Below are 23416 nucleotides of genomic sequence, written 5' to 3'. Positions count from 1 at the left end.
TCCCAAACCAAGGTATTCGAGAAGCCCTGAAATGCTTTTCCCGCTGAGATTCGTCAGCGTGTCATCAAGTGGCTGTTTTCCCGCCAGCGCGTTCATCACTGTTGTCGCAAAGTTAGGATCATTCCCCAGCGCAGCCGCCAGTTCATTCAGTGTGTCCAGCGCCTCCGGCGACGAACCGACCAGCCCGGCGACGGCAGATTTCACAAACGCGGTAGTGGCAATCTGCGTATTATTCGTTGACTGAACGGCAGTAGGAGCTGTTGGCGTTCCGGTCAGGGCCGGGCTTGCCAGCGGGGCTTTCAATGCCAGCGCATTGTTAAGGGTGGTACTGAAATTCGGGTCATTATTGATAGCTGCTGCAATTTCTTTCAGCGTATCCAGCGTTGCCGGTGCGCCACCAATCAGGGCAAGAATAGCAGCCTGCACAAAGGCCGTGTTTGCAAGCTGCATGGAATTATTGCCTGCCACCGCCGTCGGCGCTTTTGGCGTACCGGTAAGTGTCGGACTGTCTTTTGGTGCATACTGCGAATGAGGATCAACAGCAGCAAGATGCTTTGCCATCAGGTCATCCACATACACCTTAAGCTCCAACACCTTGTCATCCACATATTTGCGAGTTGCCAGCACCACTGCAGGGTCTATTTTCAGGGTGATGTTATCGGTGCTGCTGGTAATCAGTACCATACGCACGGTCTGCGTACGTCCGCTGCCCTCCGCCAGCTTCGGCTTGTAGCTCTCCGGGCAGTTACCCACAGCAATCAGCGCACCGGTTTCATCAAACAGGCCGACTTCACGAATCCACCACCCGCCCTCATTTTCCGGGATCACCTGCTCAGCAATAATCTGGCTGCTGTTCTGCGGGTCGATATACAGCATATTCAGCGCTGCGCGGCGTTCCTCAGCCACTAACGCGGTCTGTTGCGCGTTGGGTGTGGGCAGCACACCACCACCGCTACCCACCGCCATATGGGTAATTTTCAACGGGACACCGAGCGCGGCGGCGCTTGCCAGTTTCGCCGCGCCGATATCCGTCAGCAGGGTGTAAAATTTTGCGCTCATGGGTTCACTCTCATCGTGTCAATAACATGGACCGCCCCGCCCTCATAAGCGGTGCCGCCGGAAATAATGGTTTCGTTGATATAGGGGTAGATCGTGATTTCTTCGCCGGTGTAGGTGGCTGCACCCACAAAATACGGGCCGCCTGTCTGCAGGTTGATGGACATACCAACCAGATGACGGCTGCATGGTTTGGCGTCACCGATCAGGCGCTCCAGTTCCAGATAGGTTTCTTCTGTTATGCCCTGGTCCTGCACGCCAATATCCAGACGGAACGTCCCCGGCGTTTCGCCGGTCTGCCACCACTCAATGATGCGGATCAGAAAGCCAAACGGCTCCACCACACGCCGCACAGCGCTGGTTGTTCCCTTGTGCTGATGGATATAAAAAGCGTCCTGCACAACGCGGCGTTTAACGCTTTCTGTCCAGCTTTCATCCCAGCGGTCAACAGAAAACGCCCAGGCAAGATAAGGCAGAAATCTGATCGGGCAGGTTGCCGGGTTCCACAAATCCCGCAGTGATACCTGCAGATCGGAAATCCCGCTGCAGGTCTGCGCCAGTCTGCGCTCAAGCGGCGACGAACCCGGCGGCAGCAGACTATTCATCCGTACCCCCGTTGGTGACACTCCATTCAGTACAGGACGCCGCCTGTGTCTTATCCAGCACCACATCCTCCAGAGGGGACGTCAGCTCCACACGCTGGACGCCCTCTACGTGCAACGCGGCATAAATGGCACTGCGGCGGATATCTCGTCCCAGCCGCGTCTGACTGGCGATGTACTTCTGCAGGCTGGCTTTTGCTTCTGCCATCACCGGCTCAGCCTCCGGCCCCGGATAAAGGAAGATCGTTGCATCCACGCTGTACGGAATAATTTCAGCGCTGCGCACCGTCAGGCGGTCTGCCACCGGGCGAACCTTTTCACTGTTAAGCGCCTGCTCAACCACTGCCAGCAGGTCTGCCCCTGCCGTACCGTCACCCTCGCGGCTCAGTACGGTAATCACCACCTCTGCCGGAGCCGGACTGGTTGCGCTGGCATCCGCCACGCGCCCGTCGGCGCTTCTGGCGTGGAACTCATAGGCTCCCGTCGGCCCTGCAACGGACAGCCCCTCAAATGCTGCAGGAATGCGCTGGCGTAATGCTTCATCACTTTCCATCACTGCGGCGACCGGCGGCACCGCGTCATTATCGGCAGGGACTACCGTCAGGCGCTTCACGTTGCAGTTGCCTGCCAGTTGCTCAAGGTCATTTCCCATGGAATAGGCCACCATGACCGCCTGCGCAGCCTCATTAATACGCTGGCGCAGCAGGATTTCTCGGTAAGTATTCTCCTGCAGCAGTTTGGTGACGGGTTCTGACTCCAGCGCTAACGTGCGCATAACGGCCTCCTGTTCATCAGCCGGATGGAGGGCCACAAAGGCGGCCTTGCGTTCTGCCAGCAATGCCTCAAAGTCCGGCACGTCCACAATCTGCGGCGGCGGTAGCCGGGAAAGGTCAATGACTGCCATTGTCTGCTCCTGTTGATACGGAAAAGGAAACCGGTGCGCCGTTATTGCTGTGTCCGGTAAGCTCAACCACCATAGAGCCGTCAAAATTGCCGTTGATGGTGATGGAGTCCAGCGTAAGGCGCGGTTCCCAGCGGTTCAGCGCCACATAGACCGCAGACATAATCTGCAGGCGCAGCGCCGGGTTCTGCGGCTGGTCAATCAGGGCAGACAGCAGGGAGCCATATTCCCGGCGGGCAAGACGGCTGCCCTGCGGCGTCAGCAGAATATCCCGCACCGACTGGCGCAGATGGTCTGTATCTGCAATGGCCTGCCCGTCGTTCCTGCTCATACCGATATACAACGTCATACCGGTCCCCCCGTGTTGTCGCCGCCTTTCAGAACACCAGTATGCTCATGGTCATCAACTACGATCCCGTTAGAACTCATTGCGCCGCCGCCCTGAGCGACGCCACCATTGATCACCACCTCGCTGTTAATGCGCGTGGTGTCAGCCTCCACCACAAACTCACCGGTTTTGTAGGTAACGCTGTCTGATGCCTCGATCACCATGGATTTGATGCCCCTGACATGCCATCGTCCGGTGGCAGGTTCATACTCAAACCAGCCCCCGTCCGGGTACTCCGTCACGCAGCCGTCCACAGAATCCGACGGCGGCGGAAATTGATTGGAGTAGATGGCGGGCAGCACAAAAGCGGTTTCCAGATTGCCGCCCATGCTCAGCACCACCACCTGCTCATCCGGCGACGGACACCACCATGTACGGGCACCACCGGCGCGCAGCGTCAGCCAGTTAATCCAGTTGGTTTCAAGCTCGCCCACTTTCACCCGGCACAGCCATTTCTTCCGGTCCACTTCGGTCACGATGCCGGTGCGGATCAGATTGGTGATAAGACGCATGATTTCGGTCAGTTGTGCATTCATTCCGTGAGAGTGCATCAACAAAACAAATCAAAAAACCTATCGTCTTTGTATGGAGTCTCTTACAATGAAGCATTAATATTATTTGTTATTTTATTAAATTTAAAAGCACTAACGACTTGAGTTATTTAAATATGATTTTATATAAATATGTAGATTCGAAAACAGCGGAAATAATACTGAATACTTCGACCTTGAAATTTTCAAAGGCATCGTCCCTAAATGATCCCTTTGAGCTAACGAGCTTGCATTACGATTCTGTATCCGAAGATGCAGAACAAGCTATGAGGTTTGTTGCAGCCTCTATGTCCTACGGTATTCTTTCACTTACCCGTAACCCTTTAAACCCTCTGATGTGGGCACATTATGCCAGGGGCGAAAAATTAGAAGGAACAAGAGGTATTTCTCTCGACATAGGAAACGGCTCCCATGCAGGATTTGTTTTTGGAATTGATGCAGACGCAGCAGGGTTAAATGAAAATGGTTCTAATGTCATTCCTGCGAAGTTTGGAAGCGTCATTTATGCTTCAACAAAACCAAAATCGCCCTTCATAAACTCTACTAATTCATTTTTCTATGAAGGCCTTCAACACATATATAACCCAGATATACTTGAGGCATTACAAAGAACATTCCTGTATAAACCAGCTTACTGGTCTTATGAGGAAGAAGTTAGAGTTGTAAGAAATGTACATAGACGTAAAACAGAAATCCAAGAGATAGAAAAATCAAGTATTAAGGAATTGTATTTAGGTTTTAGAAACTCATTTAATAAAAATTATTTAATTCAAAAGCGTGATGAAATAAACGCTATATTACCTCTTTGTAAGATTTATGTATGTGGCTTCGATCAGTCAGAGTGGACCTTTAACAAATTGCCTATTGATGAGGCTATCCGTCAATGCCTTGTTTGAAGCTATGACTCCGATAACCAGTGCAATAGCGTATCGCGGGTAACGGTTTCCACCTCATCATTCACACCCAGCAGGCGGCGCTCAGCGTAGCGGACCTCCGGGCCTTTACGGCTGACGCGGTCACGCAGGCCGTAGTGGTGAATACGAGCAATCCGCTGCACCTTACCCTCAAACTGCACGCTGGCAGAGTCGGCACTGGCTGCAGTTTTCAGGTATTTTGTGGTGCGAAGCTTTGCAAACATCTGGCGTTTGATGCGTCCCTTCTTGCTACGGGCTGTCACCCGGCGCGGCTCATAGCCGCTGCCGTCAGGATTACGCTGCATCCTGATGTTCTGCTGCTGCGTCCGGCGTAGCTGTTGCGCCAGTTGCCGCATCATACGGCTGCGTGCTGCAGGCTCCAGATTTGCCAGCAATGCCGTTAGCCAGTCATCCACCCTCTGCAACTCACCCACGTTTCACCGTCCACATTTCCTCGAATCCGTCAGGCTCCGGCACCGCTTCAACGCTTGACACGCTGCCGTCAGTGCTGACCAGCACACGCTCCGTCAGCTGCAGGTTCATACTGATATCGCATACATCATTGCGCAGAATATCCACTTCAAAGGTGAGCAGTTTTTCGCGCAGCTCCGGGTTGCTGATGGCGTCCGGCTGGTTTTCTCTGAGCCACAGCAACACGGGAGCCATCAGCAGATTCTGGTCGCCGCTGAAATCCTCGATCACCACGTTCAGGGTGTAGCGGTATTCCCATGACATAGAGCTGGCACCGGTTGCCACCAGTGAGCCGTTATCAACGAAAAGGTGCAGCTTATCCGGGTTATTGCGGATATACATTACCGCTTTATTCAGGGCGCTGCGTAAGGACTGCGGTTTGTTCACTGTTACGCTCCTGACACGCAACTATCGTGTCGACTTTGTCAGCACAGACCGCCCAGGCGGCCTCTGTTTCATCCAGCGCCGTATTCAAATCACCGTTACTGCGCGGCGCTGACCTTTCCAGGCGGCACTGCGTCACTCTGGGACAGCCATTCACGGTAAGCTGCACCTCCGGCAAGGGCCGGACGTTCGCGCAACCTGATAATGTCAGCAGGCAAAGGAGCGTCAGCCCAGCGGCGCAAATCCTCGTTTTCACGTTTCAGTTCCTCGATCCGGCGCTGGCGGCTTCGCAGCAGTGCGGTGGTCTGTTCCGCTGCCGCATAAAGCCGCGTCTGCTCCCGGCTGTTGGTTTCGGTCAGAATGGACAGGCCGATCAACTGACTGTTTTTCTTCGTCAGTTCCTGCGCTTTTCTTTTCAGCGCCTCGCCCTGCGTCTCAATGGTGTGACTGGCATTATTAAGCCGCCACGACTGCCAGCCCAGCGCCACAAGAACCAGCGCCAGCACGACCACAAGTGCGCGCGTCACGCTCCAGTACCTTTCAGACACCAGGCCAGTTCCCGCGCGCGGCGGTTCTCCAGACCTTTATTTTTTACACCATTAACGTAAATCCAGCGCGGTAGCTGGTTGCATGCCTGCCACCACTGCTGGCGATTGATATATGACACCATGGTTGACCTGCAGATCGCGCCGGTCCCCACATTGAAACCAATACTCACCAGCGCATCGTAAACATGTTGCGGGGGCTTAACCGTCAGGCAGGCATCCAGCCTTTTTTCAGTCAACAGCACATTGTTTATTAACCCCTGCGCCGCCTGCCGTTCCGTGATAGCTTTCCCCGGCACCACCCCGGATGTATTGCCAATTCCGTCAGTCCAGACACCTGCGCTGCACTGATACGGCTGCAGACGGCATCCCTCGTAATCGGCAATCAGTTTCAGCCCTTCAACGGAGGTTTTGAGCGACTGGAAACCGGGCAGCGTGGCGGCGATAGCCAGCACAACCCCGACAAGGCAGCGCTTAACGATTGAAGGATTCATATTCCCCCCGTGAAATTTTGCCATCGCGCAGCAACCTGAAAGACTGGTGTTTGTAGTACCAGTTGATAGCCAGCATCAGCACACCAATCAGTACGCCGCCAACCGTTGACGCATCCTTGAGCGACAGATCGCCCAGCCATGCCAGCAGCACGGCGATGCAGTAAGTGATAAAGGCGCTGATTCGTTCAAGCGTCATAATTCAGTCCCATAGCTGGACGGTCTGCGCTGTGGTTGACGCCGTAATGTCCGGCAGCTCCACCTGCAGCCCGTGCGGTAAAAATGGGCCGTACTCAGCCAGCCCCGGATTCGCCTGCAGAACCTGCTCAGTGACACCCTGCGTGCGCCCGTAATGACGCCAGCAAAGCGCGTCCACCGTGTCATACTGATGCGCACGCACTTTCATCAGATAAGCTCCACCGTACAGTGCGGTGCATCCTGCACCCGGCTGATGGCCCAGCGGGCATCACGCCACAGATCGCCGCTGGCCTCCGCCAGCTCCTCCCCCCGTTTCACGCCTGACGCCGTGGCGTCATAGTCCTGATAACGCTCATTGAGCACAGCGCGCGCCCAGCAAAAAACGGCGTTGTGGTAGTGCTGGATACGCTCGCTTTTGCCGTCCAGCATTTCTGCAGGAACCTCAGCAAGTGTCCGCCAGCCCAGCATCTGCTGGCGGTTGCGGAAGTCGTACAGCTCAGCGTTAACCTCAGAAATAGCCGTCAGCACAACCTGCTTTAAACGCGGCTGCGTCACCGTGCCGTCAGTTCGCATCACACTGCGAAATTCCGACAGGTCCACATCAGGCCAGAACGGCGTATTTTTGATGACCTCCGCCTGTTCCGGTGCCTGTTCGGGCGCAACAAACTTCATGCGGCTTTCTCCTGAATAAGTGGGCGGTGGACGGAATTTTGATGTGGCAGTGCCTTTCGCCATCCCGTGCCGCCCGTGCGCGGGGCACGTTCTTTAGCGGCTGTCATTGCGCAGTCTGCGCTCCAGCTGCTGCTTTTCTTTTTTCACACCGCAGCGGGGATCAAGCTGCAGCGCATGGGTAAGGTGATTCAGGGCAGACGCCGGGTTGCTTTCGCTCAGTACAGCGCCGATGGCTTTATGCAGGCGCGCCCGCGACTGGTCCGGCATATCCAGATCGGTTGTCAGGTCCAGCGTCTGCAGAAGCAGATCGGCATCAAAACCGGCAGCAGCAAGCAGAGCGCTTTGCGCCGCGTCTGCCATTTCTTCTGCCAGCACGGTCTGCACGTTACGGTTGCCCAGCGGCATCACCCAGCCATGGCGCAGCGCATGACGCCCGATTTCCAGCGCACCGGCATAATCACCGGCGTCGATACGCCACAACATCACGTACATCAGCACGTCATCCTGCTGCGCGCCTCCGGCAGCCAGCACGCCCTCTGCCCAGGCAGAATATTTCGGCAGCAGCTCCACCTTGATTTCCGCCTTTTTCACCGTGGACTGGATGCCTTTAAGCCTGCGGCGATCTTCTGCCAGTTGCAGCAGCATCAGGTCATAACCCGACGCATGGCGAACACTGCCGCCCTCACGGGCGGCCTGTTCGGCCTGAATGCGCAGGCGGTGTTGCCGTGCGGGACTCAGGCTCATGCGTTATTCCCCACCTTCCTGTGCGGCTGCCGCGCTGAAATCACCGATTTCGATGTTTTCCACCAGTGCCGCGCAACGGTAGTCCTCGACCACATACGCCTCATTGACGGATTCAAAGTTTTCAATCCGGTCACGTTTCGGGTTGTCGATAACAGAACGGCGGCGGGTGTCTTCCTGCCAGTAGATGGACAGGTTATCCAGACGGGTGATCAACAGGGCATTCGCCGGGAAGAAAGGCGCACGCACGGCCTGCAGGCCACCCATGCGTTTCTGGCTGATAATGAGATCGGCAGAGATTTTTTCGCTGTTGTCCTGCTCTTTGTTAACCAGCGGGAAATACTTGTCAGCCAGCAGTTCACGACCACAGACAACAACCAGCTCGTCATCATCCTGATACTCGACATCGATCAGCTCGTTAACGGCATCCATCACCACCGCATCCAGATTTACGTACTTGCCACCCGGACCAACTTTTACCGGCTCTGCAGTAGTGGTGCCATCTTCGGCGGTTTTGCTGCCCATAACATGATCCGGCGCGTCTTCGCGGATTTTCTGTAACCAGCCTTTATTGACGTCCTGCAGCAGCGGGTTTTCAGCACGACTGGACGTTTTGGCGCGCTTCACGCCGTTAAAGCCGATCATGATGCGGTCCAGCGCCTGACGCTTGACGATGGCGTTGCGGATACGCACCTGGAAGTCCTGGAACTTGGCCCACAGGTCCAGTTTTGCGTAGGTCAGCACCGTATCAAAGTTGGTCTGCTCGCATTTGTATTCCACGTCTTCCATCAGAGTCGGATCGGTAGGTTCGCGCTCTTTGGTGGTGGTATCGGTGGTTCCGGCAATGGTGCTGCCCACGCCCAGCCCCAGCAACTGTCCCGACTGCTCAGTGACCGGCGTGATGTTAATCAGCGTCAGGAAAGCGGCGGACTGCTGGATCTGGTCTTCCAGCGTCTGCTGCACGGACGGCTCCACGGTGAACTTGCTGGAGAGTTCTTCAACCTCCACACCGTTCAGGCGCGCCAGTTGCTGCAGGTAAGCGTTAAAGGCAAAGCGGGTTTTCTTTTTCATCGGGTTTTATGCTCCATCAGCAATTGGTCAGGGTGCCTGCCGGTGCGTCACCGCCCGGCGCGCGCTGGCGGTAATCCTTACGGCTGTCTTCGCGGCTCAGTTGCTGCTGTAACTCGGCAAAGGCGGTCTGCTGCTCCTGCAGGGAGGACTCCAGCTCAGAAAGGCGCTGGTCCTGATCGGACAGGGATTTATCAGTGCGCTCGCTCAGGATCTGCTGCTCAGTAGCGACCAGCTCCACGGCTTTATGCACATCAGAGAATCGCGCATCGTCGGTCTGCTCTTTTTTGGTGAACAGCGCAGTGACTCGGGCAAAGAGGGACGGCTTTTCGTCCTGGGCTTCTTCCAGTTCGATCAGCGTTTCAAGCGCTTCCGAAAACAGGTTTTCAGGGTTCTGCTTACGGTTTGCCAGCGGGTTATGTGCGGCGCTGGCGCTGAAAGCCAGCATTTCGGTGCCGAGACTCGCCGGATCGTCTGTTGCCGCCAGCCCCACAAGATAGGCCTTGCCGGTGTCAGCAAACTTCGGGCTGACCTCCATGGAGGTAAACAGCTTCTGGCCTTTTTTCACCAGTGCCACCAGGGAGTCCGTCGGTTCAACATCGGCGTAAAGTGCCATCTTGCCCGCCAGCGGACCGTCCTGGATTTCTTCTGCAACCAGCGCAGCCACTTTGCCGTAACGATTGAAGGCACTGTCCGGGGAATAAGACTTGATGTGCTCAAGGTTAATCAGCGCGGTATAGACCGTCGGGTTGTAGCTGGCAGCCATCTGTACCAGCCATTCACGCTGGATCTCACGCCCGTCAGTGGTGGCACCTTCCACCCCGATACGGAAACGCTTTGCTTTCACTGTCATGAGCCGTGCTCCGTTAGAAATAACTTACTGGAGCCTTATGTTTGCGGTGATGGGGGAGTGAGACAACGCGCTGTATTTGTACGGTAAACCACACAAACCGCAGCCGGGGAAAGCCGCCACCCAAGGCCGTATGTTTGGGCCATGAACACGACACTGACCCCCGCAGACCTCGATCCCCGTCGGCAGGCCATGCTGCTGTACTTTCAGGGATACCGCGTAGCCCGCATTGCTGAAATGCTGGGCGAAAAAGTTGCAACCGTTCACAGCTGGAAAAAACGCGACAAGTGGGGCGACTATGGGCCGCTGGATCAAATGCAGCTCACCACCGCCGCACGTTACTGCCAGCTCATCATGAAGGAGCAGAAAGAAGGGAAAGACTTCAAGGAAATTGACCTGCTGGCGCGCCAGTCAGAGCGCCATGCCCGGATCGGAAAATTTAACGATGGCGGGAACGAAGCTGATTTAAACCCGAAAGTTGCCAACCGTAACAAAGGGCCACGCCGCCAACCCGAAAAGAATGTTTTCACTGATGAACAGACCGAAAAGCTGGAAGAAATCTTCCGCAACGGCATGTTTGAATATCAGCGCCACTGGTGGCAGGCAGGCGTAAAACACCGCATTCGCAACCTGCTTAAGTCACGCCAGATTGGGGCAACATACTTTTTTGCCCGCGAAGCGCTGATTGATGCCATCACCACCGGGCGCAACCAGATTTTCCTTTCAGCCAGTAAGGCACAGGCGCACGTCTTTAAGCAGTACATCATCGACTTTGCAAAAGAGGTGGATGTTGAGCTGAAAGGCGACCCGATGACGCTCAGCAACGGCGCGTGCCTGTACTTTCTCGGCACCAACGCCCGCACGGCGCAGAGCTACCACGGCAACCTGTATCTGGATGAATATTTCTGGATACCGAAATTCCAGGAGCTGCGCAAAGTTGCCTCCGGTATGGCCATTCACAAGAAATGGCGACAAACCTACTTTTCCACGCCGTCCAGCCTGACCCACAGCGCCTATCCGTTCTGGTCCGGTGCGCTGTTTAACCGGGGCCGTGCCAAAGCGGACAAGGTGGATATTGACCTGACCCACAGCAACCTTGCGCGCGGCCTGCTCTGCCCTGACGGACAGTACCGCCAGATCGTCACCGTGGAGGATGCGGTGCGAGGCGGCTGTAACCTGTTCGACCTCGACCAGCTGCGCATGGAGTACAGCCCGGACGAATACCAGAACCTGCTGATGTGCGAATTTATCGACGATCTGGCGTCAGTATTCCCGCTCAGCGAGCTGCAGGCGTGCATGGTGGACAGCTGGGAAGTCTGGTCAGATTTTCAGGCGCTGGCGCTGCGCCCGTTTGGCTGGCGCGAAGTCTGGCTCGGATACGACCCGGCGAAAGGTACGCAGAACGGTGACAGCGCAGGCTGCGTGGTTATGGCGCCTCCCACTGTACCGGGCGGGAAGTTCCGTATTCTGGAGCGTCATCAGTGGCGCGGGATGGACTTCCGCGCCCAGGCGGACGCTATCAAAAAACTAACTCAGCAGTACAACGTGACCTATATCGGCATCGACTCGACCGGCGTGGGCCACGGCGTTTATGAAAACGTGAAAGCGTTTTTCCCTGCCGTCCGCGAGTTCGTTTATAACCCCAACGTCAAAAACGCCCTGGTACTCAAGGCCTACGACATTATCAGCCATCGTCGCCTGGAGTTTGACGCAGGGCACACCGACATTGCGCAGTCCTTTATGGCTATCCGCCGCGCCACCACCGCCAGCGGCAACCGCCCTACCTACGAAGCCAGCCGCAGCGAAGAGACCAGCCACGCAGATTTGGCCTGGGCAACGATGCACGCACTGTTTAACGAACCGCTGCAGGGCGAATCCGCCAATACCAGCAACATTGTGGAGATTTTTTGATGAGTGAACACTACGCCCTGACCAGCACCGCACCAGTGCACGAGGCCGAACAGCAGAAGAATACAACTCACGCCGAAGCATTCAGCTTTGGCGATCCGATCCCGGTACTAGACCGCCGCGAACTGCTGGACTATGTGGAATGCGTACAGATGGACAGATGGTATGAACCTCCGGTGAGTTTTGACGGGCTGGCGCGCACCTATCGCGCGGCCGTGCATCACAGCTCACCCATTGCGGTAAAACGCAACATTCTGACCAGCACGTTTATCCCCCACCCGCTGCTCAGCCAGCAGGCGTTCAGCCGGTTCGTGCAGGATTATCTGGTGTTTGGTAACGCCTATCTTGAGAAACGTACCAACCGGCTCGGCGGCATTCTGTCGCTGGAGCCGTCGCTGGCGAAATACACCCGCCGTGGTGTAGATCTGGATACCTACTGGTTTGTGCAATACGGCATGACCACGCAGCCCTACGAGTTCACCAAAGGCAGCATTTTTCACCTGATGGAGCCGGATTTAAACCAAGAGATTTACGGTCTGCCGGAATACCTTTCCGCCATCCCTTCGGCCTTACTGAACGAGTCCGCCACGCTGTTCCGCCGCAAGTATTACATCAACGGTAGCCATGCGGGCTTTATCATGTACATGACCGACGCCGCGCAGAACCAGGAAGACGTGAACAACATCCGCCAGGCCATGAAAAGCGCCAAAGGGCCGGGCAACTTCCGTAATCTGTTTATGTACTCACCCAACGGTAAAAAGGACGGTATCCAGATCATCCCGCTGTCAGAGGTGGCGGCAAAGGATGAGTTTTTGAACATCAAGAACGTGAGCCGGGATGACATGATGGCGGCCCACCGCGTTCCGCCGCAGATGATGGGAATTATGCCAAGTAACGTCGGTGGCTTTGGGGATGTTGAGAAAGCCAGTCGCGTATTTGTACGCAATGAATTAATGCCCTTGCAAAAAAGGCTACAAGAGCTGAACGACTGGCTGGGCGAAGAAGTGGTTAAATTTACGCCCTATATTCTTGCAGAAGAATAATTCCGAATTTATTTGTTTCTTCTTTGCTCACGCCTTGTCCTGGCTTCGATAAGGCGTTGAGGTTCAGTGTAAAGTCGCTCTAAAAACAGATAGGTAAAATCTTCAAGATCCTCAGCAGCAGCTTTATCCAAAATACCTTCATGAGCGCCATCATTTCCGTCATCTTTAACGCATTCAGCCAGTTCTCTTAAAGCTTCAGGTAAAAGGTGATTATCAAAGAGCCACTCCATTCTTAACCCTAGGCTTCTTTTTATTTTCTGTGCTGGCCCTTGTTCACCTTCAGGAACAAGACCTTTAGTCGCGTAATCAAGACAAAGTCTAAACATGGTTGCCGCTGCATTATAACAGCCGATTGCCAGACATTTTGCCCCTTCCTCATATGCGTTGTTTATGTGTTCAGGCAAAAATTCAGGTGGTTCATCTACGGCTATGTCAGCGGGTGAAACAGGTCTGCCCACTTCAACAACTTCCCTTAGCCCAAAAAGCCCACTCCCCCAATTGTAACCATCTAACGTTTTATTTTTTTCCAAAGGCCAGCACATAAACATAGTCGTTTGACGACATTCTCGACAAACGCAGTAAATCTCGTACTCGTACGTTTTTGCTCCACCTAGGTTTGTGTAAACTTTAGTGCAATTCAATCCATTAAAATCAAAAGAAATTTTTTGTGAACCACACCTTGGACAGTCGTCCACTAACGTCACCATGTCAGCCCCCTCCTACTGGTGAAACTTATGCCTTACTATTGAACATCAACGGCTTGAAAACCCAGCCCTTTGATACCACAAATTCACAAATTCAACCATGAGCGCGCGCTCGTATCCCCGCCACGCCTGCCCGCTTTGTGTAGTGGTTTTCATGCACCTGCATGGCATAAGCAAAAGCCCGCCAGAACTGGCGGGCCTGAGCAAAAACGATCCTTTTGCGATCATTCATTTTCATGCGCTATAGTCATGCAACAAACGCATACGAACCATATGGTTAGATTACTCATCAAGTCAGATGGATTTTCAGGTAGATTGCCACAGCAATTGTAAAGGAGCGAGATTGAAATGGGTGGAGAGACTTCGGCTATACAACGAGTCGCGGGTAAGATTTCTGATGATATTTTCTCAGTGTTCAAATGGGATCGTGCCGCTAGAGCGGACATGAACTGGGACTGTTGCCAAGAGGCTCATTCCAAGAAAACGCATCCAAGCGATGTTGTATTTTTCTACATTGATCCATATGAGGAGGAAATGGTCTATCTCAACACAGACCTCAAAAGTTATGCAGAAGGTACTATTGGGAAAAAAATAGTCGAGGGAGCTTTAACATCGCTTGCTTTAGCTACCGAGTGTGCAAATGTGAGTGAAGAATGGCGATTGAAATATGTTCATGATGATTCTTTAGGTTATAACGTCAGAGGGTTGTTATTCTTATATAACCATGATAATTTATATGATAAGGACTTCTATGAGAATATCACAAAAAAATTAGATCACTCATCTATAAATTGCCCTCCAAACATCAAACTACATTTACTTGACCCTTATAAAATATCAGATTTGATAAACATATCTTCTGACATAACCAAATTAATTGGTTCAGGCAAGCTTCCCCAGCCAGATAAGTTCACATATTATTACCCAGATCTTTCCCTAACAAGAATAAAACACCCTATTAATCAGACAACACCTGCAACAATTGAATTATTAACATCACCATATATTATAATAAAACATGAGGCTTTTAGTTGGCTCAGAGATAAAAACCCTGAGGGATATGTTGTTTATTACAATCAACCGGGGGATTCAGTAGACGAATTTGTTTACTTCTTTGATATGTTATCAACTTATCAAATACTAACCGAAGGTAAACCAATCGTATTACGCCATTGTCACATTCATCCAAATGAAAATGCCATTCATCACTTTGAAAGAGCGAAAAAGAAATACAGTACAGACTGGCTCTTAGGCGAGGATGAAAGACTTTTTCTTAAAATTGACTTCGACAAAACGGACAAAATTGTTGTTGAATATAATCTTGAACAAATCGGCATGGAGCAACGATAATGGCTAAAAAACTATACTTCGCAACTGACAAAAATATTTATGATGCATTGCATCATAAAAGGATAACCGCTGCAAAGTTACATGAATTATTGTTGAATAGAGGTGTGTTTTTATCACCAGAACTCGACAAGGAAATACTAATTGAGGAAATATCTAAACTTCCTCACGGATTCAATGAATTAGAACACATAAAAAAACTGGTCAAAACATATGACCCAAGAGAAAGTACTACTAGTGTAAGCTTCCAAACCTCAACAAATCAGGCTGAGTTAAAAAGTGCTGCTGAAGCACTGAAAAAAACATGCTCCCCTAGTAAAGGTCAAAGCCTGAATATTGTAGCTAAAAAAGATGGTTCGCTTACAGTAGAATACAAATATGAAGAAATAGACCTGTCTAAAACTGCATTACGCCAGATCGACAAGCGGAATGTTATAATAGAACTTCGCCCTGGAACTGACAAAGTTGAAGTACGTATGCCTCAAAACCCCGAGGCAAAAAAAGTTATTGAGAGCTTGCAAAACGAGCTATCTAAAATCAAATCCGAGCCTATCGAACGCTTCGAAATATCATTACTAGCAATAACTGATCCTACATTGCGAAGCCAGTTCTTTCAAGAATTAATGAATGGCCTACGTGGTTATGAGACTGATGACGTAACAAAAGTCGAATTAAATCGCAGTACTGATGCTAGTGAAGATGAAGACAAGGAAGAAACTATTGATACCGGATTTGTTAAGAGAGCAGTCCTGAATGGTGAAGGGGTAAATAGTTCAGCTATATTTTCTCAATTACATGAGAAGGGTTATTATATCGGGCGTATTGCATGGTCTTCAAAACCGACAAGTGGAATTGGAGATAGAATCAACGTCGAAGCATTTTTCAAAGACTCAGAGAAATGCTGTGACTTTGCTTATCAAATTAAAGGGATAAACAATCAAAAAGAAGATGGTTTCAATGTTACTATTCGCGCGGCAACGGCACAAGAGAAAAAACATATTAGTGAATTAATTGAGTCCGCCGCTGAAAATGCCTATAATATAATAATAGGGTCAGAGGTGAACGAAGATGAAAAAGGTTAAATGGCTTAAGTTAAACATACGGCTTGAGTTTGAAACAGCCGTTAGACGTCTTTCCCTTGATTCTTTTACAGAGGATAAAGGGAAAGGATTCATTTTTGACAAAATACGCCATGACTTTGCAAATGGGCGTTTTGTCGAGCGTATTGTTTATCACGATAAAATATCAAGCTTTGACGGAAGTGAAACTACCGTTGAAAGAATCGAATATCGCACTACAAATTTCAGTGTGGCTTTAGACTCTCTTCCTGTAATGCAGATTACTAACCCCCCCAGAACTTTAAAGCCTTTCTCGCAGGCTTTGGTAAAAAATCTTGGCTTAGGTGTCAGTTTGGAAGAAATTGACATAAACCCTATAGACTGGCTTAATGAAATATCTTCAAGTGTAAATATAAATTTAACACAGCTTGATATTTCAAGGGTTAGAGTCTCTGATTACGCCACGGCTAAAATGCAAATAATTGGCAGCAGTGACCTTAGAAAATATTATAAAGAGGAATTAGAGGGTAAAAAAATACGAATTGACAGGCTGGTTTGCTCTGTTAATTCATTAGAGTATTCCGGTAAGCTCAAGATCACCAATAGCGGCCTTGCTTATATTGATGTTAGAAATGAAAATGAGTTTACGAAAATCGTTTTTGATACGTTAAAAAAAGTCACCCTTCATTCATAGATGGCTTATAAGGAGTTCCTTCACCTAACGCCTCGCCTTATTCGTTGTTCAACCTAGCAGGCGTCAGAATCAAGTTCTGACGCCTGCAATGTTTCTTAATGCAGCCAGCTATCGTCCTCCCAGACCTGCTGCATAATTTCCATCACTCGATTTTTGTCTTCATCCAGTTTTAACCCACTCAGTTCAATACCATTGGCGCTGCCCTTGCGGATACGAATTGCTGTTTTGGGATACAGAGGGCGCAAATTACGGTAAAGCTCGGATTCAAGGGCTTCCAGTGTGGCCTGGCTAATCTTCTGCTCTTTATCGATCATTATTTCAATGCGCATACGGATTCCCTTTAACTGGTAACGTCCATTGACCGGCTGTATTCATGGCTGCGAATTTTCGCCATCAGCTCGTCTGTCAGTTCGGACACCCACTGGATAGCCAGCCGCTTTTCTTCGTCGCTGCACTCACTAGCCGCTACAAGCTTGATAAAAAAATCAATACGCTGGAGCTTCAATGACTCCAAAAGATAGTCCTGCATCTTCCCTCCTATCATTATACGGATACACAATCACTGTATATATATCCACTGTTTATATAAACAGTATAGTAGGAAAGAAAAAATGTAAAACTCTTTTTTGTCAGTTAATTGGATGTACTGATGTCAGTCAATAAAGCACGAAATGTTAAACAGCAGTCTTAGTACCACTGACGCCATTTGTCATCTTCCTGCAGCCGCTGGTTACGGTAAAAAATACGTAAACCGGCACCAGATGGAATACTGCCGCCGCGCAGAAGCAGGTCAATCTCCGATGTACTACCTTCAAACCCCCTGGTAGTCAGTTCTGCCTCAAGCTGCAGGCGCTGCTGCTCCGAAATACTCTGTATGTATGCTTTTTTCCGCTTCGGTTTTACCAGTCTCAACCTGGCTGTCAGCTCCCGCCGTTCCTTCTGGCCCATGTTGTGGAGATATTCCTGCAGCTCCTTCTCATCCATGGTTTTAATATCGGGTAAATCACCCCCTGATTTGTTCAGATTTTCAACAAGGGGACAGTTATTGCCACGAGTCCAAGGGGCGCAAGCGCCCTGGTCGGCTATCGCCTCCTTAACGTCAACGGCCTTGCGAACCATTTTCCACTTGACCGCATGCGTGCAAATCTTGCCCTCTGCTATCGGGGACCAGATGCCATAAATACGGATACCGTGATCGCCGTAGGCGCTCGGCTCGTCGTTAAGTTCGTAGGCTGTTCTGACAAGGTGATGCTTGCGGGGAACCAGCACACCGCCCTGTTTCATGATGTAGGTGGCAAAGCAACCCGCATCAGCGGCAGCCAGCACGGCATCAAGACGCGGGTTATCCAGAACCGGCGCACCCGCTTTGCGTTCGCCCTGCACTCTCGCGGCCTGACCAGCCAGCAAACGCAGCTCGCGGTATGCCTGACGCCCCGGAATACCAAAGAAACGGAACTGCTGAACACGATGCAGTGACGCCCAAGCACTAACATGCTCGGCGCTGTCGCGCAGTGATCTGCCTGTTTCTTTGCTGATTTCTTTAGCCAGCCCGCGCCCGTCGATGTTCTTACTGATGTATTTGGCGATGTAGCTGGTCGGCGTGCCCTTGCGCGGGTTGATTAGCTCTGACTTGAAACGCGGCCCCGTGTTGTTGCCCAGCTCCTCGCGGTCTTCACGGATGGCAAACTTACGCAGTAATGCGGTAATGGATCGGCGATCTTTTTTGCGCATGAAGCACAGCAGGTGCCAGTGCACGGTGCCGTCATGGTGCGGTTCTGCAACGCGGACGCCATACCAGCGCAGCCCGGCTTTGTGCATTGCCTTGCGGAAAGCCGCGAACGTATCAACCAGGTAATCACTGCTCTGGCGGACAGTGGCACTGGTCCACTTTGGATTTGGTCTGCCGTTGTTGAGGGTTGCGTGGAAGCGTGACGGGCAGGTGATGGTATAGAACACTGCGCAGTCTCCGCGCATTTCCGCGATCAGCTCCAGCCCTTTCACACAGGCCATCATTTCATTACGACGGTGCGCCGGGTTGCTGCTGCTGGCATTCACCACGTCTTCCATATCCAGCGTGTCGCCGTCTGCATTAACCAGTTCGTGCGACTGGAAAAACTCCAGCGATTTGCGACGCTGCTCGCGTTTGTGGATCACGGCTTCATAGCTGACATACGGCGATGCTTTCTTGTTGACCAGGCAGACCGCGCGCAGTTGTTCCTCCCGCCATTCGCAGCGCATCTGCCACAGCTTGCGATACCACCAGTCTGCGCATAGCATGCGTGCCAGCGAGGGCGGGATAAGCTCATAAGGCACGGGTTTACGGCGGCGTTTCTTGCGGCGCAGTTTCTCACATGCAGGGGGTATAACCTCAAGTCGCATAGTTTCTGCAGCGACTTTTTCCCATGTCTGCCTGATTTCCTCCAGTTCTACATCATCACTTGCAGACAGACCGCCCCAGCCCGCATCAAGACACATGCTCATGTGTGCCGCAACCAGCGTGGAAAGACGTTTGACCTGATCCTGACTCATTTCAGGCAGAACCAGCAGCCCCTCCAGCCCGTCATGGCTCGCCATGAACCGGAATGAGGCAGACACCTGGCTATCACGCACGCGCTCCAGCCGCTCAAGGCACGGCCTGATAGTTTCGCGCAGGTAACGGGAATACGCTTTCGGGCGCCCCAGGCTATGGAAGTATTTAATCCGCTCCAGCAAGGGTTTGCTGATATGGGTGGGCATGGCGCTTACATCAGCCAGGATAACCAAATCAGGGTTAACTCGCTGTTGCTCGCGAGCCATTTTGGCATGACTAACCAGCCGATCCTGTTCCATTTCACGCTGGACAGGATCACGGGATTCATTGAAGAAATAGCGTTCCCAAACCTCATCACTCAGCGCCTCACGGCGCAGCTGCTCCTGCTCGTTATCCGCAGCGTAAAGAGCGATCAGGTTTGAAAGCGCAGACTCCGGCGCAACTTCCGCCGGGTCCAGATAGGGGTTAACCGCTTGTTTGGGCAAATTCCACGAATAAGGCCCGGCAACATTCTCAACGCTACCGGGATTTTCAGTTACAAACGTGGCGGCAAGACGGCCTGTACTGATTTCCGTCACTCGCAGACTCCCGCATAAACACTGCTGCACACCGCCTTATCATTCATGCCTGCAAGCAGGTCGAACTGCACACCGCCACGAGTGGTTAAGGCCCAGTCGCGATAAGACTCAATGCCATAAGCATCAACGGTAATGACTTCAATACGTTTTTCAGCACGGCGCGGGTCATGCGTGGACGGGAAGAATGTTGAATTGCCACGCCGTGAACATTCCGCAACCATCCTCTCCCATTCAGCCACACGGCGGATTTCGTCAGGCCAGCGCTGGAAAATTTCTGCAAGCTCGGACTTGCGGGCGTGAATACATGGCATACACCCGACACGGCTGCAGCCCTGCAGATAAAGTGGGTTAGGCTTAATGCCATGGCGTCTGGCAAGGGCGAATACATCTTCATGCCGCCAGTTGAGGATCGGACGATAAACATGAAGGCCCGGTGTATCGTCAGCGTCTTCCTCCCACTCAGACAGCAAAGCACGCTCTGGAGATTCCTGTGCCCTCACACCTTGCCAGAGAATCACCTCATCGTGATTTTCAAGTGCGGGTAATACCACCTGATCACGAACAGGGTGATGCTTCAATTCAAGTGAGCAAAACCTTGCTTTCGTACTTGGAAAACGCCCCTTCCACATACATAAGTCAAGAAACGGATTGCCGGTTGGTTTAAGGATTTCCAGTGCCCGATGGATACGCTCTGCAGCCTCATCCGGCGACATACCACATTCCTGAACCAGAGAAACGGGCCACTTTTCAGCAATGAATTTACGTTTTCCTTCTATCTGACGTGTGAAATCAGCTTTAACGCGGATAACCTTGCCCAGCTTTGACTCCAGATAATCCAGATATTCCATCGTCTGCGGGTGTTCATGGCCCGTATCAGCAAAGACAGAAATATGCGGAACGTCGTTTTCGATAGCTCTTAGCCACTGTGCAAGGCTATCTTTTCCGCCTGAAATACTGATGCTATTGATGGTGCTGGCAGTGAAACAGCGTGGATCGATGGCATTCATACGCGTACCTCAACGGTACGGTCTGGGCCTCTGGCAAAATCCACACCAAACCAGCACGCTGACTTTGTCGCGATGATTTCTACTGCAGATTTACCATCACCTGCAGCCACACCCATGCTGCGCTTTGCGGTGATACGGTGGATGGTAAAGTTACGATAAAGAGAACGGGTTAAAGACGTGTCACTATTGGACACAATAACCGGATGCCCTTCCGATGACCGGCGTTCAAGAATAGACGCCAGACGATACTGATCATCCTCAGTAAAACCGGCAGTGTGATAACCGCTAAATGTACCGTCGTATGGAGGATCGCAGTAAACAACATCACCAGTCTGCAGCATCGCCAATGTTTCGTCATAGCTGGCACAGATAAACGTTGCTCGCTGGGCTTTTTCTGCGAATGCACGTATTTCGATTTCATGGAAATACGGTTTTTTATAATTACCGTAAGGGGTATTGAAATGACCGCCTAAGTTATAGCGGCATAATCCACGATAACAATGGCGATTAAGATAAAGAAACATAGCTGCGCGCCATTCTGCGGGCCAGTAGCGATCACAGTTAAATTCCTTACGTATACCGTAATAATCTTCTGCAGTGTTATTCTTATCAAAGAACCCTTTCGCAATAGTAATTAGTAATTCAGACCCGTTTTTAATGACGCTGTAAAGGCTGATCAGGTCAGGATTAATATCCGCGACAAGATAATGAGGATAGTCTGTCGCCATCATCACAGCACAGGAACCCGCGAAAGGTTCAACCAGCCGCGAGCCAGCAGGAAGGTGCTTAATCAATTCCGGCATGATAGCGGTTTTATTTCCCGCCCATTTCAGGATAGTGGTCATATAGCTCCCCCTGAAATGACATAGGAGAGAGCCTCAAACGGCGTTAATGAGCGAATAGAAAGAATTACCCATTGCCCTTCCACTGCCACAACTTCATTAATCGGCAAAGTGTGGGTAATAACAGCGGCCCATTCCCGACCAGTATATGAACCGTGTTTCCATTCGCAGAGAGAAAGGACATCACCTACTTTGTAGCCGCGATCATCTTTGCGAAGCTCTGCCTTTTTGCTGCCAGCGACTACGGCATTAAAATACTTAGGTGCAATTTTTATCTGATGGATGCGCATAGTCATACTGCACCTCCGTTATAGTGTTTGCCTTTCAGCTCTGCGATTTCCTGACAAGTGACACAGCACTGCACGCCTGGAATGGCGCGACGGCGTGCTGGCGGGATCGGTGCATCACAATCAATGCAAAGTACACGGGAAACGCCCGGCGTTCTGTTGCGGGCGGTGTGGATGTGGCGCTGACGTTCTTCTTCAACGCGCTGCTGTACAAGGTCCATTGAATCAGCCATCAGTGGATCTCCTGCGCTTCGTTCTGAATGTTTTCAGCAGCAATACGCAGCAGCTCCGCCGCTTCAACGTGATTAAGCTGGCGTGACGTGATATGGCAAGCCAGGCTATCAAGACGGGCTGCCATTACCGCAGCACGTGCACGGCGTTCTTCCATGCGCGCATCAGTCAGCATCTGGTTAAGGCCAGCATCATCTGGTCCTGTTTTGGTGATTCGGGTTTCAATATTTCGCATTGTTGTTTCTCCTGAATTTGGGCAATAAGATGCCCGGCGGGTTTACGCCTTTAATTTCGGTTGTGAATTAGTTCGGCATGGCTAGCCGATTTGGAAATAAACTCACCACTGTACGGAAATGGTTCATTGCTTTAATCAGCTCCCGCTTTTCGTCAGTCGTCAGCTCACTAACATTGACGCTATGACGTTCCGCCGGAATCTTTGCTATAAAGAATATTGCGGCTAGTGCGCGTTTATTCTGCTCATGGTTAATATCCCGTTGGTCCCGCATATCGCTAATAAAGCGCTCCAGTTCTGAATCAATATTTAAGCCAAACACTTTCGCCCTTAATTCCGCGATGTGGTTTAACCCATTAAGACGGAGGCCAGCGCTTAGCGGAACAGTCGCAGCATCGCCTTCAATAGCCATGGTTTCCCCTGCTTTTTAGTGGACAGTTCAGCCAACAGCGCATCCTGAGAACAGCACGGGTGCCAGCGCTTGCCATCCTTTCCCATAATCCAGCCATGACCGCAGTGCATTGCAGGACTTTGCTTAACGAGCAGAGATGCAAAGGATGGTTCTTTAGTCAGCATAGCCACCTCAGATCAGACCGAACGAAGCGCCCAGGCCCGTCACGGTATCTACCGCGCTTGCCATCGCCGGATTCGCCTGCAAACGCGCATGCAATGAAATTGCGGTGAGTGCCATAAGGCGCGTAACAGAGTTGATGCTATTGATCACATCGCGGCGGCCTGCACTGGTTTTCACATCACCGGATACTGCGCCTGCAGCTACACGCCCAATCTCCGCAGTTGCACTCATGACGTAATGTGGCAGGTTCTCTTTTGCCACTTCATTCAATGGCACGCACGGCAGGCAATGGATTTGAGCCAGAAAACCGTCAACCAGCGTTGAGTCTTCGGTAATATCAGTCAGTAGCCAGATCTCCGGCGGTGTGAGCTGATGGGGCTGCTCAGGGTTAAGCTTGTTGCGCAGCGTCTGGACCTTCATTCCTGCGCGGTCTGCCAGCTTCGCTATATTGTGACGCAGTGCGAAAGCGCGGCAGGCTTCATCAAAGTGAGGATGTTTGGAAACACGAAAATCAAACATGTTGAGAGTCCTTTTCTATCCCAGAATGTA

35 protein-coding genes are annotated in these 23416 nt (G+C 51.7%); 6 read left to right on the top strand and 29 right to left on the bottom strand.

Translation table 11 applies throughout. From position 1 onward, the window contains the following. From OGV94_RS06275 to OGV94_RS06255, 5 genes are all read right to left on the bottom strand, one after another. On the bottom strand, positions 1-1059 hold a 1059-nt coding region (locus OGV94_RS06275), incomplete at its 3' end, for a phage tail protein (protein WP_286522884.1). Next, positions 1056-1661 (bottom strand): phage tail protein I, encoded by a 606-nt coding sequence (locus tag OGV94_RS06270; RefSeq protein WP_001397640.1) that lies wholly within the window; start codon positions 1659-1661, stop codon positions 1056-1058. The genes OGV94_RS06275 and OGV94_RS06270, both read right to left, overlap by 4 nt. After that, entirely contained in the window at positions 1654-2562 is a 909-nt protein-coding gene (locus OGV94_RS06265; RefSeq protein WP_286522883.1) for a baseplate assembly protein, read from the bottom strand. Before OGV94_RS06265 ends, OGV94_RS06270 begins: the two co-directional genes overlap by 8 nt. Next, a complete protein-coding gene (locus OGV94_RS06260; protein WP_286522881.1) occupies positions 2549-2908 on the bottom strand; it encodes a GPW/gp25 family protein in 360 nt (119 codons plus the stop codon). The genes OGV94_RS06265 and OGV94_RS06260 overlap by 14 nt, the downstream gene beginning before the upstream one ends. Continuing rightward, a complete protein-coding gene (locus tag OGV94_RS06255) occupies positions 2905-3483 on the bottom strand; it encodes a phage baseplate assembly protein V (RefSeq protein WP_286522879.1) in 579 nt (192 codons plus the stop codon). The genes OGV94_RS06260 and OGV94_RS06255 overlap by 4 nt, the downstream gene beginning before the upstream one ends. A gap of 281 nt (positions 3484-3764) precedes the next feature. Here OGV94_RS06255 and OGV94_RS06250 point away from each other — a divergent pair, with 281 nt between their 5' ends. Continuing rightward, entirely contained in the window at positions 3765-4394 is a 630-nt protein-coding gene (locus tag OGV94_RS06250) for a DUF2971 domain-containing protein (RefSeq protein ID WP_286522877.1), read from the top strand. Between the two features lie 2 nt (positions 4395-4396). On the opposite strand, the gene OGV94_RS06245 is transcribed toward OGV94_RS06250, so the two are convergent. The 11 genes from OGV94_RS06245 to OGV94_RS06195 form a co-directional block, all read right to left on the bottom strand. Continuing rightward, positions 4397-4846 (bottom strand): phage virion morphogenesis protein, encoded by a 450-nt coding sequence (locus OGV94_RS06245; RefSeq protein WP_286522875.1) that lies wholly within the window; start codon positions 4844-4846, stop codon positions 4397-4399. Next, positions 4839-5270, bottom strand: a complete 432-nt coding sequence (locus OGV94_RS06240) for a phage tail protein (RefSeq protein WP_286522873.1) — start codon at positions 5268-5270, stop codon at positions 4839-4841. The genes OGV94_RS06245 and OGV94_RS06240 overlap by 8 nt, the downstream gene beginning before the upstream one ends. After that, the gene (lysC, locus tag OGV94_RS06235; protein ID WP_286522888.1) at positions 5233-5481 is read right to left on the bottom strand and encodes an Rz1-like lysis system protein LysC; all 249 of its coding nucleotides are present in this window, start codon (positions 5479-5481) and stop codon (positions 5233-5235) included. The genes OGV94_RS06240 and lysC overlap by 38 nt, the downstream gene beginning before the upstream one ends. Then, a complete protein-coding gene (gene lysB, locus OGV94_RS06230) occupies positions 5366-5794 on the bottom strand; it encodes an Rz-like lysis system protein LysB (protein ID WP_286522872.1) in 429 nt (142 codons plus the stop codon). Before lysB ends, lysC begins: the two co-directional genes overlap by 116 nt. After that, a complete protein-coding gene (locus tag OGV94_RS06225; protein ID WP_286522869.1) occupies positions 5791-6306 on the bottom strand; it encodes a lysozyme in 516 nt (171 codons plus the stop codon). Before OGV94_RS06225 ends, lysB begins: the two co-directional genes overlap by 4 nt. Continuing rightward, positions 6287-6502 carry an HP1 family phage holin gene (locus OGV94_RS06220; protein ID WP_001397650.1) on the bottom strand — a complete coding sequence of 72 codons (216 nt, stop codon included), beginning with the start codon at positions 6500-6502 and terminating at the stop codon, positions 6287-6289. Before OGV94_RS06220 ends, OGV94_RS06225 begins: the two co-directional genes overlap by 20 nt. A 3-nt stretch (positions 6503-6505) precedes the next feature. Further along, the gene (locus OGV94_RS06215) at positions 6506-6709 is read right to left on the bottom strand and encodes a tail protein X (protein WP_000868184.1); all 204 of its coding nucleotides are present in this window, start codon (positions 6707-6709) and stop codon (positions 6506-6508) included. Then, a complete protein-coding gene (locus OGV94_RS06210; RefSeq protein WP_025711939.1) occupies positions 6709-7173 on the bottom strand; it encodes a head completion/stabilization protein in 465 nt (154 codons plus the stop codon). The genes OGV94_RS06215 and OGV94_RS06210 overlap by 1 nt, the downstream gene beginning before the upstream one ends. Positions 7174-7266: 93 nt before the next feature. After that, positions 7267-7917: a phage terminase small subunit gene (gpM, locus tag OGV94_RS06205; protein ID WP_040230488.1), complete on the bottom strand. Its 651-nt coding sequence runs from the start codon at positions 7915-7917 to the stop codon at positions 7267-7269. 3 nt (positions 7918-7920) lie between these two features. Then, positions 7921-8985, bottom strand: a complete 1065-nt coding sequence (locus OGV94_RS06200; protein WP_286522867.1) for a phage major capsid protein, P2 family — start codon at positions 8983-8985, stop codon at positions 7921-7923. Between the two features lie 16 nt (positions 8986-9001). Beyond that, entirely contained in the window at positions 9002-9835 is an 834-nt protein-coding gene (locus tag OGV94_RS06195; RefSeq protein ID WP_286522865.1) for a GPO family capsid scaffolding protein, read from the bottom strand. A 141-nt stretch (positions 9836-9976) separates the two neighbouring features. On the opposite strand from OGV94_RS06195, the gene OGV94_RS06190 reads away from it, so the two are divergent. Further along, positions 9977-11743, top strand: a complete 1767-nt coding sequence (locus OGV94_RS06190) for a terminase ATPase subunit family protein (protein WP_286522863.1) — start codon at positions 9977-9979, stop codon at positions 11741-11743. Continuing rightward, entirely contained in the window at positions 11743-12783 is a 1041-nt protein-coding gene (locus OGV94_RS06185; protein WP_286522861.1) for a phage portal protein, read from the top strand. The genes OGV94_RS06190 and OGV94_RS06185 overlap by 1 nt, the downstream gene beginning before the upstream one ends. 8 nt (positions 12784-12791) lie before the next feature. On the opposite strand, the gene OGV94_RS06180 is transcribed toward OGV94_RS06185, so the two are convergent. Both OGV94_RS06180 and OGV94_RS06175 read right to left on the bottom strand, forming a co-directional pair. After that, complete coding sequence (locus OGV94_RS06180; protein ID WP_286522860.1) at positions 12792-13490, bottom strand: DUF4145 domain-containing protein; 699 nt, start codon at positions 13488-13490, stop codon at positions 12792-12794. A gap of 91 nt (positions 13491-13581) precedes the next feature. Then, entirely contained in the window at positions 13582-13725 is a 144-nt protein-coding gene (locus OGV94_RS06175) for a hypothetical protein (RefSeq protein ID WP_286522858.1), read from the bottom strand. A 110-nt stretch (positions 13726-13835) separates the two neighbouring features. Between OGV94_RS06175 and OGV94_RS06170 the strand changes: the two genes are divergently transcribed. The 3 genes from OGV94_RS06170 to OGV94_RS06160 are packed head-to-tail and all read left to right on the top strand — an operon-like array spanning position 13836 to position 16586. Further along, a complete protein-coding gene (locus OGV94_RS06170; protein ID WP_000508501.1) occupies positions 13836-14837 on the top strand; it encodes a PD-(D/E)XK nuclease domain-containing protein in 1002 nt (333 codons plus the stop codon). Continuing rightward, positions 14837-15916 carry a hypothetical protein gene (locus OGV94_RS06165; protein ID WP_016150813.1) on the top strand — a complete coding sequence of 360 codons (1080 nt, stop codon included), beginning with the start codon at positions 14837-14839 and terminating at the stop codon, positions 15914-15916. The genes OGV94_RS06170 and OGV94_RS06165 overlap by 1 nt, the downstream gene beginning before the upstream one ends. After that, a complete protein-coding gene (locus tag OGV94_RS06160; protein WP_253686229.1) occupies positions 15903-16586 on the top strand; it encodes a hypothetical protein in 684 nt (227 codons plus the stop codon). The genes OGV94_RS06165 and OGV94_RS06160 overlap by 14 nt, the downstream gene beginning before the upstream one ends. Positions 16587-16681: 95 nt before the next feature. Here the strand turns inward: OGV94_RS06160 and OGV94_RS06155 are convergent, their stop codons facing one another. The 11 genes from OGV94_RS06155 to OGV94_RS06105 all read right to left on the bottom strand — a co-directional run bounded on the left by OGV94_RS06155 (position 16682) and on the right by OGV94_RS06105 (position 23386). After that, positions 16682-16915: a DinI family protein gene (locus OGV94_RS06155; RefSeq protein ID WP_286522851.1), complete on the bottom strand. Its 234-nt coding sequence runs from the start codon at positions 16913-16915 to the stop codon at positions 16682-16684. A gap of 11 nt (positions 16916-16926) precedes the next feature. Further along, a complete protein-coding gene (locus OGV94_RS06150; protein WP_001154444.1) occupies positions 16927-17115 on the bottom strand; it encodes a hypothetical protein in 189 nt (62 codons plus the stop codon). Positions 17116-17273: 158 nt separating this feature from the next. Continuing rightward, a complete protein-coding gene (locus tag OGV94_RS06145) occupies positions 17274-19601 on the bottom strand; it encodes a replication endonuclease (RefSeq protein WP_286522886.1) in 2328 nt (775 codons plus the stop codon). Positions 19602-19690: 89 nt separating this feature from the next. Further along, complete coding sequence (locus tag OGV94_RS06140; RefSeq protein WP_286522849.1) at positions 19691-20701, bottom strand: phosphoadenosine phosphosulfate reductase domain-containing protein; 1011 nt, start codon at positions 20699-20701, stop codon at positions 19691-19693. Next, positions 20698-21546 carry a DNA adenine methylase gene (locus OGV94_RS06135; RefSeq protein WP_286522847.1) on the bottom strand — a complete coding sequence of 283 codons (849 nt, stop codon included), beginning with the start codon at positions 21544-21546 and terminating at the stop codon, positions 20698-20700. Before OGV94_RS06135 ends, OGV94_RS06140 begins: the two co-directional genes overlap by 4 nt. Then, positions 21543-21839 carry a DUF3850 domain-containing protein gene (locus tag OGV94_RS06130; protein ID WP_286522842.1) on the bottom strand — a complete coding sequence of 99 codons (297 nt, stop codon included), beginning with the start codon at positions 21837-21839 and terminating at the stop codon, positions 21543-21545. The genes OGV94_RS06135 and OGV94_RS06130 overlap by 4 nt, the downstream gene beginning before the upstream one ends. Next, positions 21836-22063, bottom strand: a complete 228-nt coding sequence (locus OGV94_RS06125) for a TraR/DksA family transcriptional regulator (RefSeq protein ID WP_000785513.1) — start codon at positions 22061-22063, stop codon at positions 21836-21838. Before OGV94_RS06125 ends, OGV94_RS06130 begins: the two co-directional genes overlap by 4 nt. Continuing rightward, on the bottom strand, positions 22063-22296 hold the full coding sequence (locus OGV94_RS06120) for a DUF2732 family protein (protein WP_076009140.1): 234 nt from the start codon (positions 22294-22296) through the stop codon (positions 22063-22065). The genes OGV94_RS06125 and OGV94_RS06120 overlap by 1 nt, the downstream gene beginning before the upstream one ends. Positions 22297-22363: 67 nt before the next feature. Beyond that, positions 22364-22705 carry a DUF5347 family protein gene (locus tag OGV94_RS06115; RefSeq protein ID WP_286522839.1) on the bottom strand — a complete coding sequence of 114 codons (342 nt, stop codon included), beginning with the start codon at positions 22703-22705 and terminating at the stop codon, positions 22364-22366. After that, complete coding sequence (locus OGV94_RS06110; protein ID WP_072197369.1) at positions 22669-22869, bottom strand: phage filamentation protein Fil family protein; 201 nt, start codon at positions 22867-22869, stop codon at positions 22669-22671. Before OGV94_RS06110 ends, OGV94_RS06115 begins: the two co-directional genes overlap by 37 nt. Positions 22870-22876: 7 nt before the next feature. Next, positions 22877-23386 carry a phage regulatory CII family protein gene (locus OGV94_RS06105; protein ID WP_286522836.1) on the bottom strand — a complete coding sequence of 170 codons (510 nt, stop codon included), beginning with the start codon at positions 23384-23386 and terminating at the stop codon, positions 22877-22879. Positions 23387-23416 lie beyond the last annotated feature (30 nt).

Source organism: Citrobacter sp. Ce006, assembly GCF_030336535.1.
In the GTDB taxonomy this organism is placed as follows: domain Bacteria; phylum Pseudomonadota; class Gammaproteobacteria; order Enterobacterales; family Enterobacteriaceae; genus Citrobacter; species Citrobacter europaeus.
Note: the sequence above shows the minus strand (reverse complement) of the source record. Positions and strands in the feature narration are given on the sequence as shown.